Origin of the sequence: Amycolatopsis balhimycina FH 1894, from assembly GCF_000384295.1 — a bacterium.
GTDB lineage: Bacteria > Actinomycetota > Actinomycetes > Mycobacteriales > Pseudonocardiaceae > Amycolatopsis > Amycolatopsis balhimycina.
The window spans coordinates 8,863,259-8,876,158 of sequence record NZ_KB913037.1 but is presented as its reverse complement, the minus strand read 5'-3'; the positions used below and the strand labels follow the sequence as shown (position 1 = coordinate 8,876,158).

Genomic DNA, 12,900 nt, shown 5'->3' with positions numbered 1-12,900 from the left:
GAGCGTATCCGGCCGAGCGGGCCGCACCAGTGACACCACGTCATGTATCCGGGTGACGTCGCCGCACTGCCGGGCCGCGCCGATCCACGCTGGAATTCGAGGCATGTCCACGACACCGGTCATCGACGTCGATCGCCTCACCCTCACCTACGGCGGCTTCCCCGCCGTGAAAGACCTTTCGTTCCAAGTGGATCGCGGGGAGCTGTACGCCCTGCTCGGTACGAACGGCGCCGGCAAGACCTCGACCCTGGAGACGGTCGAAGGCCACCGCGCGCCGACCTCGGGTGCTGTGCGGGTGTTCGGGAAGGACCCCCGCGACCGCGCCGCCGTCCGCCCGCGGCTGGGGATCATGCTGCAGGAGAGCGGGTTTTCCGCCGACCTGACCGTGCACGAGACCGTCGCGCTGGTCGGGCGGCTCACCGGACGGCACGACGACGTCGGGCGCCTGCTCGGCGTGGCCGGCCTCACCCACAAGGCGGGCACCAAGGCCGGGCAGCTCTCGGGTGGGGAGAAACGGCGGCTCGACTTCGGCACCGCCGTCTACGGCACGCCCGAGCTGGTCTTCCTCGACGAGCCCACCGCCGGCCTCGACATCCAGTCGCGGGACGCGCTCTGGGACGCCGTCGACCGGCTGCGCGAGGACGGCTCCACGGTCGTGCTCACCACGCACTACCTCGAGGAAGCCCAGCAGCGCGCCGACCGCATCGGGCTCATGCACCAGGGCGTCCTCCACCGCGAGGGTACCGTCGCCGAGCTGACCCGGACGCTGCCCTCGACCATCCACTTCGGACTCCCGGACCACGCGCCGTCGCCGCCGCTGCTCGCCACGCGCGGTGTGGACGGCAAGTTCCTCGTCGAGACCTTCGGCCTGCAGAAGGACCTGCACACGCTGCTCGCCTGGGCGCAGGACCAGGCCGTGGAGCTGCTCGACCTGCAGGCCGGGCCGACGCGGCTCGACGACGTCTTCCGCTCCATCGAAGCCATCGAAAACTCTTGAGAGAAGGAACCATGGTGACGATCGCTCGCGGCGAGCTGATCCAGCTCTTCCGGAACCGGCTCGTGCTGGTCACCGCGCTGGTGCTGCCGGCCGCGCTCAGCGCGTTCTTCATCGCCCGGCACGACGTCTTCACCGAGGTGGGGAGCCTCGGCTACATCGCGACGCTGACGTTGTTCTTCGTGCTGGGCATCGGCCTCTACACCACGACGGTGACGACGCTGGCCGCCCGCCGCCAGAACCTGTTCCTCAAGCGGCTGCGCTCGACCGCGGCCGGGGACGCCGGCATCCTCGGCGGGCTGCTGCTGCCGGTCACCGCGATCGCGGTGGTCCAGATCGCCGTGCTGCTCGCCGTGCTGGCCGTGGTCACCGGGAAGCCGGCGAACCCGCTGCTGCTGGCCACCGCTGTCGTGGCCACCGTGGTGATGATGCTCGCGCTGGGCCTGGCCACGGCCGGGCTGACGAACTCGCCGGAACACGCGCAGGTGACCACGCTGCCGATCAGCGTCGGCGTGATCGCGGTGGCCGGCTGGGTCGGCCTCACCGGCACCGGCGAGCTCACGCTGCTCAAGCGCCTGCTGCCCGGCGGTTCGGCGGCCGAGCTGGTGCTCGACGCGTGGAACGGCGGGAAACCGGCCGCCGGCTCCCTGCTCCTCTTCGCCCCGACCCTGGCCTGGGTCTTCGTCGCGGTCGTGCTGGCGAGGCGGCTCTTCCGCTGGGAACCGCGCCGCTGAGCGCGGTGCGAACGAAAGGAATTCCGATGCGCAAAGCCTTGCTGATGGCCGCGATCGCCGTGCTCGGCGCGACGACCGCCGTCCCCGCGGCCTCCGCCGCACCGAACACCGTGGACTGGGGACCGTGTCCCGCCGGGGCGTTCCCGACGCCGGACCTGCAGTGCACGACCCTGAAAGTCCCGCTGGACTACCGGGAGCCGGGCGGGCGGACGATCGACGTCGCCGTGTCGCGCCTGCCGAGCAAAAACCCGGAGAAGCGGCGGGGCGTGCTGCTGACCAACCCGGGCGGCCCCGGCGGCGGTGGCCTGGACTACCCGCAGCTGCTGAAGTACGTGAAGCTGCCCCAAGAAGTGCTCGACTCCTACGACATCATCGGGTTCGACCCGCGCGGGGTCGCGCACAGCACCCCGGTGACGTGCGACCTGACGCCGGAGCAGATCGCGGTCGGCAACCTGCCGTACGCGAAGGGCCCGGCCGACGTCGTGAAGCAAGCCGCGCTCGCGAAGCGGGAAGCCGAGCAGTGCGCCGGGTCGAAGACCGGATCGATGCTGCCGTACGTCACCACGGCGAACACCGCGCGGGACATGGACCGCATCCGGACGGCGCTCGGCGAGCCGAAGGTGTCGTTCCTGGGCGCGTCCTACGGCACGTACCTGGGCGCGGTGTACACGACGCTGTTCCCCGAGCGCAGTGACCGGTTCGTGCTGGACAGCAACCTCGGGCCGGGCGGCTACGACATCGACGCGATGCGCGGCTTCGGGCGGGGCATGGAGGACCGGTTCCCCGACTTCGCGGCCTTCGCGGCGAAGCACCCGGAGTACGGGCTCGGCACCACGCCTTCGCAGGTGACTGCCAAGTTCCACGAGCTGGTGGCGCGGCTGGACCGCGCGCCCGTCGAGGGCGTCACGGGCTCGGTCTTCCGCGGCGTGACGTTCGAAGGCCTGTACGTGACGAACCTGACACAGCTGGCCGAAGACTGGCAGGCCCTCGACCACGGGCGGGCCCCGAAGCCGCCGGCGGAACCGGTGACCGGGGTGGAAAACCTGCTGGCGTCCCGGTTCGCGGTGATCTGCGGCGACTCGGCGTGGCCTCGCTCGATCGCGAGCTACCAGCTGGACGTCGCGGTCGACCGGGTCCGCTACCCGCTGCTCGGCGCGGCGAGCGCGAACATCGCGGCGTGCGCGTACTGGGCCCCGCCAGCCGAGCCGCGGGTGCGGATCACCGGCCACGGCCCGGCGAACGTGCTGATGGTCCAGAACCAGCGTGACCCGGGCACGCCGTTGTCCGGGGCCCGCAAGCTGCGCGCGGCGTTCGGCGAGCGCGCCCGGATGATCACGATCGACCAGGGCGGGCACGGGGCCTACCTGTTCACGCCCAGCGAGTGCGGGAACTCGCTCGTGACCGAGTACCTGGTGAGCGGGAAGCGGCCGGACGACACCTTCTGCCCCGCGGGAAGCTGACCGTGGGCGGGCGGTGCCACCCCGTGCGGTCGGCGGGGGACAGGGCGCCGTAGGCGGTCGCGTTGGTGCCGGTGTTGTAGTACCCGACGACCACCCCTCGGTCGCCGAGATCGCCACGCTCCGCAACCTGGTCCTGCACGTGGGCGCCCGGATCACCCGCGGTGCCCGACAGGTCCGAGTCCGTATCGATGAAACCTGCACCCACGCCCCTGCGATCGCGGTGAACGCCCGCCGCGACGGACGCGGGCGGGGTCGGTCTGCTCCCCGCCGGCCGAACGCCGGGACTGCTCATCAGATGGTGTGGACACACGCACAGGATCTCCGGTCCTGCTCTCTCGATCAGGGACCCCGCACTCACACGGGGTGTCTCACACCAGTCTGACCAACAGGGATACGGGTCAGCGCGTCGACCACCGTGACGGGCTGCGCCGGTGAGGTGGAGGCGGCAAAGGTGCTGTCGCCGTTGTATGTAGCGGTGATCTGGAACGTGCCGACCTTGAGCTGGCTTGGCTTCAGGAAACAGCCGTCGCCGGAGGCGAGGACGATCGTGCACACCGCCACCGCCCCGTTCTTCACGGTGACGTTCCCGGTCGGAGCGCCGCTCACGGCCGGAACCGCCGCGACGGTGAACAGTTCGACGTCCTCGCTGCCGAAGGCGATGGTGTCCGCCGACAGCGTCAGCGCGGTGGTGGTCGGTTCCTTGGCCACGACCAGGGTCTGCGAGGTGTCCGAGGACCCGGTGTCGGTGGAGTCACCGCCGTAGGTGGCGGTGAGGGGATAGGTACCCGGCCGCAGCTGGCTGCCGGTCGGGCTGCACCTGCCCGTGCCCCCGGACAGGAACAAGGAGCAGACTGCCGTCCCCCCGGTGGTGATGTTGACCAACCCCGTCGGGGTACCGCCCCCGGCGTTCGTGACCCTGATGGTGAGGACCTCGTTCTGCTCACTGGCGAACGGCACTGAGGGGCTCGACAACGTCAGGGCGGTGGTGGTCGCCTGCACGGGCAACACGGTGACCGTCCGGGTCGTGGAGGACGCAGCGAAGAGGCCGTCGCCCGCATAGGTCGCGGTGATCTGGTTGGTGCCGACCGGCAGCGTGCTCGTGTCCAGCGTGCACAAGCCGGCGTCCCCCAAGTTCAGGGTGCTGGTGCACAGGGTGGTCGTGCCGGAGGACGTGGTGTCCGAGATGGTCATCGTGCCGTGTGGGATGCTCCCCACGCCGACGATCCCCCGGGTGTTGACGCTGAACGCGTAGTTCTGCTCGTGGCCGAAGACGAGCCGTGGATCGCCCGTCACCATGGAGCCACCGGGATCCAGTACCTGCATGCTCGTGGTGGTCGGCTGCACCGCCACGACGAGGGTCACCGGGTTGGAGAACGACGAGAACGTGTCCACGTTACCGTAGTAGTTGGCCCGTAGCGTGTAGGTGCCGGGAGCCAGGGCCTGTGACGCCATCGTGCAGGTTGCCGTGCCGTTCACGGAGCCGGAGCACAACGTCTTCCCCCCGCCCCCGACATCGAAGGGGCCGCTGGGATTCCCGGCGGAGACGGTCACCGTCATCACGTCCAGGTCCTCGGCGCCCGCGAACACGGTGCCGCTCTGCAGGGACAGCGACGTCGACGACCCGTCCTGGTCCGCCAGCGCCGGACCGGCCGCGACCGTCTGCACCGCGAGCACGGCCATCGCGGTCGCCACTCCGACCAGCACTTTTCGCCATTTCATGAATTACCTCGTTTCCCCGCATGGGCTTGGCGCTCCCATGGTGCCCGGGAGGACTGAAACGGCACTGAAACGGCGCTGGAACGGCCGCCGCCCGTGCCCGAGGCCACACCGGCGGCCGAAACCGGCCCCGACGGACCCCTTTCGACTTCCTGGCTTTGAAGATGGCAGCCCGTCGAAGGGTTCGGCATCGGCGTCGAACGTGCCCGGAGCAGATCGGCCTTTGTCGGCTGCGTGACCTGGCACCACAGTGCGGCCGAGGACGGGTTTACGGTGGTCCGGTGCCGCCATGGCGCCAGTCGGGAGCGGGTCGAGTGGCTTCCGGCGTCGTCGTATCGCCGCCGGCGTGATGTCGGCGTTCGTGGCTACGGTCCGGACGGCCTGCCCGGTCCTGGGTTCCGCGGGCGGTGGCCGGCGCGCAACGTCACCTTTTGCGATCCGATTGGTCGCCAAGCGATTCGCTGAGACTGGCGGCGATGTTCTTGCCACGATCTCGCGAAGGAGGCGTGACCTTCCCCCAGTGCCGTCGCCGGTGACTGGGGAGGTCGAGGCGCGGCTGATCGCCCTGGCGTGCTCGCAGCCACCGGCGGGGCATGCCCGGTGGTCGTTGCGGTTGCCGGAAAAGCACGTCGAACTCACCGAGGACATCCCGAACCTGGACCACTCCACCATCGGCCGGGTCCTAAAAAAAGAACGGGCGAACGCGGAGTTCGCCGCCCGCCTCCAAGATCGGTGGCGACGGGCTCCCGCGGTGGGAGCCGCAGAACGAAGACGACCAGAAAGAGCAGCGCCTGTCCGATGTAGAAATGTTCAGGATGCAGCTGTGCGCGCCGCTGTTCGCCAAGGCGTTGCACGAGATCGGTGTCGTCCACCACCCGATTCGCGAGGAAGTCGAGGAGTTCTTCTCAGAACAGACCTTCCTACCCGGTGGACATGCCCCGGGTCTTGGCCGACGCATTGACAAGGTACCGGCGCCGAGACTACGAAGGCTGCGCTTACCTCCTCGCACCGAAGATCGAGACGATGCTTCGCGCCCTCGCCAGAGCGATTGACGAGCCGGTCCATCTCACCCAGCGGAAGAACACTCCGGGGAAGTACGTCGGCCTTGGGACTCTGATCTCGACGCTCGGCAAGCACGGCCTGGACGAGTCCTGGGGCAGATATCTCTCCACGTTGCTCGCCGGTCCCACGGGGTGGAATCTGCGGAACGAGCTGGCGCACGGGTTCGTCGACGAGGTTTCCGTGCCCATGGCCGCGCTGCTGATCCAGGCGGCGCTCTACGTCGCCAAACTCGTCCCGCACGCGGACGAGTCGCCGGCGCCAGAAGCCGAATAGGCACCGTTCAAGGCGTGCATGCGGACCGACCGCGGCCTTCGCCCCGTCGAGGGCATCGGGCAGCAGGCCGCCTCTTGCCACCACTGAGTCGTGGGAGACGGCCGGCCAGATGGACGCGGAGCCGACCACAGCGAGCGGCGGGGAGCCCGCCGCCTCGTCCTACGGGTAACGCGGCGCGTCGGTGAACCGCTCCTCCGAGAGTTCGTACTTGCCGAGGACGATGGCGCTCTGCAGCCGAGGTAGCGGAAAACCGGCCACTCGTTCGGCCAAGCACGGTCAACCTTTGGGCACCCCGTACCCGTAGGAAGTGTCACAGAACGTCGTACAGACCGACCCCGCTCAGCCGGCGTTCGGCATGGCCGCGTCGCTGACTGGCACGCCGTGGGTCTGCTGGCGCACGCCGTCGGCGGCATGGTACCCAGCGTTGGACGATCGTCAAGATAGACACTAAATCACCCCTACTCAGGGGTAGCAAAAAAGCCCAGGTCTGTGACCTGGGCTTTGCTCCCCCGCTTGGACTCGAACCAAGAACCCTCCGGTTAACTGGAGGTTCTAGACGTGGGTCGACGTCAGTCGATCTAGCTGGGATGTTTGCATTCGCTCATGCCCTGATTTGGTCCCAGTCGACGTCAATCGACGCCGTTTATGGAGCATAAATGCTCCCTCGTTTGTGACCACCAAGCAGCGAAGGCGGCTGGTCAGGTGACCCGGTCGTGGTGATCGAGAAGCTGACGGGAAGCTAGCGTGACCCGCGCCACTGTGATCGGCAAGCCGATCGGCCAGTCCTCTGAGTGACCGTGGACGGCAAGCATTTCCGAGCGGCCCGCTTCAGTTGATGTTGTCCTAGATATTGCGCCCCCTCGCTGGACTGCGGGCGGCCAGCGCTACTACCGCATCGAACACCTTGGGTTCATCTTTACGCAGTTGCGATTCTCGCTCGCTGTCCGTGGCGAGCGCTGTCCTGCACGACCAGCCGGTTTCCGCCGAGACAGCAAACCGCCAAGCTGTCATACCAATTGTTGAGACGACGCGCCGACTCTCACCTCGATCCAGAGCTGCCCACCCGAGCTGCTGGAGGCCGCGTACCAGGCGATGCTGCCGTTGTTCGTCGGCGGGCGCCCACCAACATCAGCAACATCTGGAACCCCTGCGGCCTCAACACCTGGAGGACCTACAGCAAAGGATTCAGGGGGGCGTGGCAGGGGTTCGTGCAGAGCGCCCTGAAGCCGCAAGAGACTTGCTGACCACCACCGTTCGAAGTGGACCGCGGTCTTGGGCGCGACTGGCGACTCGATTCCGAATCGATAACAGTGCGTAACGAAGACGGCTGCAGAGTCGACCGCTACGTCACACGCCGACTTGGCGCGCCCAACCTGCCGTAGGAGGTCAGATGGCCAACAACTACACCCGCATCTCCTACACCTTGAGGCAGATCGTCGAACGCACGAGATGGTCCAGCCGCGCCGAGGTGGTCGAAGAGATCCGGCAGGCTAAACCAGTGGAGATGAAGATCCGGGGCGATGGTTCATCCGACGATCACTACATGTCGGCTCGAGCGCTCGATGACTTGCTCTCGTTGATGGTGGATCTGAGGCTCGTCACTGTCGACAACAGGGGGCGAGTATCCGCAAGCATCGAAGGAAGGCGGGCGGCAGACGACCCGAGTATCTACGACCTGCTGATCAAGTCGTCGATCCGCTCTCTCCTCGAACAGGACGGTTGCCCGATCGGCAAGGTACTTGACACCGTCCGGGGTATCCGCCTACCCGCGGTGCCGGACGCCAAGACTATCCACGATCGACTTAAGGCGAACAACAAGTCCATGACGCTCAATCTGGATCGCTTCCGCCGACTGCTATACATGTACGCCTGCGCCGGTGGCATCGATCGGCTTGTGCGCGTCCACTACCGCCAGGCGAATGGATAGAATCGATGACCTGGACGGGAGAATACTTCGGCGAGGCCGACGCCGCCACCGCCACGGATAGCGCCGTGACCGCACATCATGTCTTTCGTGGCATCGAAGCCAGTCTGAAATGGGGATCAGCCGATTCAGGGATTCAGGTCGTCGTCGGAGTCAAGGGCAGCGGCAAGACAGACCTGCGCCGATACCTGGAAACCAGCAACCCGACCTACGTGTTAAATCTAGACGCAGACCACGCCTATCTCAGCCTCAATGCCGCCAACATCCGCGAGCCGTCCGGCCGCACTAAGAACGCAATCACCGCCATCCTACTTCAGGAGTTTGCCCGTCGGATCGCTGAATCAAATTCAACAAGTGGAACAATGGCCAGAGCCCTGAAGGCAGCACTCGAGGTCTCGACAGCCACCCTCCGAAACCTGCCCGGAGCAATAGACCTCAGCGTTCCCGGCGCCAAGATACGGCTGGCTGACCTCCTCAGACGCGACGACGCCGACGTGCTACAGGTCACTGTCGATAAGCTGATGACCAACGTTTTGGACGCCCTGCAAACCCGGCGCGGCGCGATCATGATCGATGACGCCGAAGACGTTTTCCCCGGGATCGTTGAGAACCCGCGCTTCCTAGAAGGAGTCGTCAGGGCCGTGTCGGACATCAACGTGCACAGCGGTAACCGCATCCACGCGCTGCTGCTCATCAAGCATGGCCTTTGGCGATCGTGGTACGAGAACCAGCGAGAGTACGACCGCGTCAAGCACTCGATCGGCTTCCTCTCTTGGGACCACTCAGCTTTGGTGGAGTTGATCGCCCGGAGGATTTGTCATCGAGAAGGCATCACCGTCGGCTCCGACGGAATCGACGTTCGTAGCCTATGGTCCAGGCGGTTCGCCTGGAGCGGCGATTTTGAGGTATTCACTCGGTTCTGCACTCGACACTGCGTTAGCGGATCACGTGACATCGTCGCCCTGTGCAATATGGCGGCAGCAAGAGCCGGAGACGCCTTAATCGGACAAGAACACATCGAAGCTTGTTTGGGCAAGTACGCCGAAGACAAGCTCTATAACCTCAACGCTGACTACGGGGATACCTATCCGGACATCAGCCAGTTCGTGGAGAGGGTCTTTCAGGGAGCTGCGGCCATGATGACCGGCACCGAACTAGCCCAAATGATGGGCTCTCGTGCGCTGCTCACACCAGCAGTCGACCGAAAATTCAACCGCCTGACCTGGTACGCAAACGCCACCCAGGAGCGTCTGGCAAAAATCATGTATGAAGTCGGAGTGATCGGCTACGAATCACCGCGCGGCCCGGTCCACGCCATCGAGAATCCCAATCTCTCCACCGCCGACCTCCTGAGCAAGGACGCGCTCTTCGTGCACCCGGCATTCCGGCCGCACCTCGCAATCGTGCAGGCCTCCCCTGATGCTGAACAATAGGTCGGCCGGAGCGCGCGGCGTGGCATCTTCGCGGCGCGACTTATCACCACGTCGGGTGCGCGTTCGTTCGGGTCACGGCACCACGGACGACCAGGACCTGCTGCGCGAGCTCGTCCCGCTGACCAATCGACTACCACCGCGACGCCCCGACAAAAGTCACGCTGGAACAGACCGCCGGCGCCGGGCGGCAGCTTTGGGGACAATCCTCTCACCCAGTGGGCCCGGCGAGACACCGGCTACGCCCGCCAGATCGCCCCCAGCTTCCGCGCCATCCTCGGCCACCCCGACCCCCAAGCCTTCACCCGGGAGCTCTACTCCGAAGTCAACGGCACCCGCACCAAGATCTCGGACAACGTCACCGCCATCGCCGCGCCGAGCTGACAATCACCGGCGTCGTGTCTTCCCGACAGGTTGCGCGACCCCTACCCACCGCGGCGGTTCTATGAAGTCGCCTTCCGCAACCGCGGGGCCACACGCCGGACTTGTCGTGGCTGGCAGCGTGCTCGCGTTCTACATCGACGGGCTGGTCGAGCGCCGCCGCACCGACAAAGTGGCTGACACTAATACTGGCCACATTGCCGCGATCGGCGCACTGGCCAGCGTTCAGACCTTCGTTAACCATCCTCGGTCATCCGGCACTCCCTCACCCCATCTCACACGCCAGCCCGAAGGCCAAGCGTGCCGAACTTTTGAATCAGAAATGATTGCGCCCTCCAGGCCTGGCTCAATCGCGAAGCTTGCTCCAGAAAAGTTCACACTTCCTCGGAAAATTGCCGACCCGAAGTTCGCCGCCGCCTTGAACGCGGCACCCCTGAATCGAGCTTCCGAATTGAACGTAGTCTCTGTAAATCGAGCCACACTCCTGAAGGCTGCGTCGTCGAAGTCGGCAACATTGCAGAATTTCACGAACCCGAAGTCGACCCGGCCTCCGAATACGGCATGCCCAAATAGTGCCGCACCAGCGAAGGTCGCACCATCGAATTCCACGCGGCCCCTGAACATCGCAGACATGAACCACGCCGCCTCGACGAACTTAACACCACTAAAGACGCATCGATAACCGAATGATGTCTCATTGAACCGCACGCTCTTCAAGAAATCCACGTGACCGAAGTCGACTTCTTGCAAGAAGTCGACTTCGGAGAACAACGCATGGTCTTCGAAAGCCGCTCCCACGAAAGTGACCGGATCATTGAAGACGAGCCGATCGAACCAAGCCAGGTCACCGAACGTGGCCTCGTCGAAGTACGACTTTCCATAGAAGCTAGCTCCCCTGAAGTCCACTTCGGGAAGCCTGCACCTGGCGAAATTTACCTCGACCAAGCTGGCATCCCTGAGGTCGAGACTGCGCAACTCCCAGAAAGATGTCGGTTTGTCGTCGCCCTGCGGCCAGTACAGATGTCGAGAGAGAATTTTCTGTGCCGTGCGGCGGACATCCAACTCCAATCGACTTTCCGCCTCTTCCGCACCCGAAGCCAGCGCTTCATCGAGCGTCTCCGCCGAGTAATCGGCCGGCGGTCTGTAGGGTGCACGCAGATACGCACAGATCCGGTCGACGACGGTTTGCCGCAGATCCGGGTAGTTCTGGGCGAGCCGCTCCAGATCGGTGAGGCCACCTATGCGGACCGCGGCCTTGTCGCTGCCCAACTGCTCACTAGCTTTGGACGACAAGTTCGCGACCAATGTCGCGTGGTCGACAGCCTCCTTCGCAGCATCGGCAACAATCTGCCTTCGATGCTCATCTTCACCCAGTCGGAGTCGCCGCACGGTCACAAGGGCGGCAAGGATCGCGAGGACGGCGGCGGCAACCTTCCAGGACGTGTCCAGCGCATTCCGGTGGTCCGCAGTGGTATCTCCCCAGAGCACGACCGCGAAGACAACACCGGCAGTAGCACTGGCAGTAAGGAAGCAACCAACCCACCACCACGAAAACCTCTGCCCCATTCGATCATCCGTCGCTCCCGTCACGAAGCTATTTCAGCACGCCTCCGGTTCGACGACCCTGTCAGCCGAGGTAGAAGTCCTTGCGGACGGCGACGAACTCCTCGACCGTCTGGGGGCGTTTTCCGGTGATGCGCTCGACGTCGAGGGTCGCCCGGTCGTATCGGTTCGCGCGGTGTAGCTGGGCCATGGTCGCGATGTGTTGTTCGGTGTGCTGCGGCAGGCCGGCGTTCGCGAGTACCTCTGTGCGCCACCATTGCAAAGGGACGTCCACATAGGTCACCGTGCGGCCGAGCGCCTTGGAGAACTCCTGGGCTACTCCGGTCATGTCGAGCGCCCGCGGTCCGGTCAGCTCGTACACCTTCCCGACGTGCTCCCCGGGGTCGCGCAGGATGGTCGCGACCACCTGGGCGACGTCGTCGGCAGCGACGGGCGAGGTCCGTCCGGTGCCGAACGGCAGCGCCAGCGTGCCGTTCTCGGGGATCGACCGCGCCGCGAGGGTGGTGAACAACGGGTTGTCGAGGAACGTGGTCGGACGTATGTGCACCACGGGCAGGCCCGACCAGTCCAGCACCTGCTCGGCCAGCCAGTGCAGTCGCTGCTGGTGGGATTCGGCGGTGCTGATGGCGGTCATTTGTGACACCGTCATCTGCGACATGTCCACCAGCAGGTCGAGTTCGCCGTGCGCCTTGGCGACGGTGACGACGACGGTCGCCGCGAGCAGGTGGTCCGGGGAGACGCTGAGCCCGAGGTAGGCCCGGCGGACGCCGTCGAGCGCGGCCGCCACCGTGTCGGCGCGGGTCAGGTCGCCGGTGACGACCTCGGCGCCCAGTGCCCGCACCTCGGCCGCGCGGTCGTCCTCACGGCGGACCAGGACGCGGACCGGCGTGTTCTGCGCACGCAGCCGCTCGGTGACCAGGCGGCCACCATCGCCGCCGCGGCGGCCTGCTCCGACGACCGCTCCTTCGTCGGCCTGCGGTCACTCCTGCGTGGACTCACAGGCTCCGAAGTGATGCACAGTGCCCTTCCCCACCCGACCTCCGGCACGTCATGTCAGACCGAACACCAGACGGGGAACGGTCGCGTAGACTCCGGAACTTGCGCAACAAGACTGGCCGCTGCTACTCGGCGCGGAGCCGCAGTCGGTAGCAGGGACCAGCCTGATGCCGTGTGCGGCGAGTGCGACCCACACTGATCCAGGTCGTAGATCGGGCTTGTTGTCGGCGATGACGCCGTGGTCGTGATGGTATTGGCCGCCGTTCACGTCGACGATTGCTCCGGCGGGAAATGCTTCCACGCCGGGGGTTCCGTCGGGTAATCGCGGCAAGGCATCTCGCGTCGTGGTCATCGGTTCCTCCTGCAG

The 12,900-nt window shown here is 65.9% G+C and carries 9 protein-coding genes and 1 pseudogene; 7 read left to right on the top strand and 3 right to left on the bottom strand.

Annotated elements, in window-relative coordinates; genetic code table 11:
* The first annotated feature begins 103 nt into the window (after positions 1 to 103).
* The 3 genes from A3CE_RS0140880 to A3CE_RS0140870 are packed head-to-tail and all read left to right on the top strand — an operon-like array spanning position 104 to position 3,188.
* A complete protein-coding gene (locus A3CE_RS0140880; RefSeq protein ID WP_020645898.1) occupies positions 104 to 997 on the top strand; it encodes an ABC transporter ATP-binding protein in 894 nt (297 codons plus the stop codon).
* Between the two features lie 11 nt (positions 998 to 1,008).
* The gene (locus A3CE_RS0140875; protein ID WP_020645897.1) at positions 1,009 to 1,728 is read left to right on the top strand and encodes a hypothetical protein; all 720 of its coding nucleotides are present in this window, start codon (positions 1,009 to 1,011) and stop codon (positions 1,726 to 1,728) included.
* 26 nt (positions 1,729 to 1,754) lie between these two features.
* Entirely contained in the window at positions 1,755 to 3,188 is a 1,434-nt protein-coding gene (locus A3CE_RS0140870) for an alpha/beta hydrolase (RefSeq protein WP_020645896.1), read from the top strand.
* A 354-nt stretch (positions 3,189 to 3,542) separates the two neighbouring features.
* Here the strand turns inward: A3CE_RS0140870 and A3CE_RS0140865 are convergent, their stop codons facing one another.
* Positions 3,543 to 4,907: an Ig-like domain-containing protein gene (locus A3CE_RS0140865; protein ID WP_084641952.1), complete on the bottom strand. Its 1,365-nt coding sequence runs from the start codon at positions 4,905 to 4,907 to the stop codon at positions 3,543 to 3,545.
* Between the two features lie 286 nt (positions 4,908 to 5,193).
* Between A3CE_RS0140865 and A3CE_RS59995 the strand changes: the two genes are divergently transcribed.
* From A3CE_RS59995 to A3CE_RS0140845, 4 genes are all read left to right on the top strand, one after another.
* Positions 5,194 to 5,865, top strand: coding sequence for a helix-turn-helix domain-containing protein (locus A3CE_RS59995; RefSeq protein ID WP_376741611.1), 672 nt, complete (start codon positions 5,194 to 5,196; stop codon positions 5,863 to 5,865).
* Entirely contained in the window at positions 5,838 to 6,239 is a 402-nt protein-coding gene (locus tag A3CE_RS0140860) for a DUF4209 domain-containing protein (RefSeq protein WP_125591882.1), read from the top strand. Before A3CE_RS59995 ends, A3CE_RS0140860 begins: the two co-directional genes overlap by 28 nt.
* A 1,390-nt stretch (positions 6,240 to 7,629) precedes the next feature.
* Positions 7,630 to 8,166 carry a hypothetical protein gene (locus tag A3CE_RS0140850; protein WP_020645892.1) on the top strand — a complete coding sequence of 179 codons (537 nt, stop codon included), beginning with the start codon at positions 7,630 to 7,632 and terminating at the stop codon, positions 8,164 to 8,166.
* A gap of 5 nt (positions 8,167 to 8,171) precedes the next feature.
* Entirely contained in the window at positions 8,172 to 9,596 is a 1,425-nt protein-coding gene (locus A3CE_RS0140845) for a P-loop ATPase, Sll1717 family (protein WP_125591880.1), read from the top strand.
* Positions 9,597 to 10,199: 603 nt separating this feature from the next.
* Here A3CE_RS0140845 and A3CE_RS53740 read toward each other — a convergent pair.
* Together A3CE_RS53740 and A3CE_RS52335 are read right to left on the bottom strand one after the other, a co-directional pair.
* On the bottom strand, positions 10,200 to 11,564 hold the full coding sequence (locus tag A3CE_RS53740) for a pentapeptide repeat-containing protein (RefSeq protein ID WP_125591878.1): 1,365 nt from the start codon (positions 11,562 to 11,564) through the stop codon (positions 10,200 to 10,202).
* Between the two features lie 37 nt (positions 11,565 to 11,601).
* Positions 11,602 to 12,483: pseudogene (locus A3CE_RS52335) on the bottom strand (NmrA family NAD(P)-binding protein); the annotation flags it as partial.
* Positions 12,484 to 12,900: the final 417 nt, after the last annotated feature.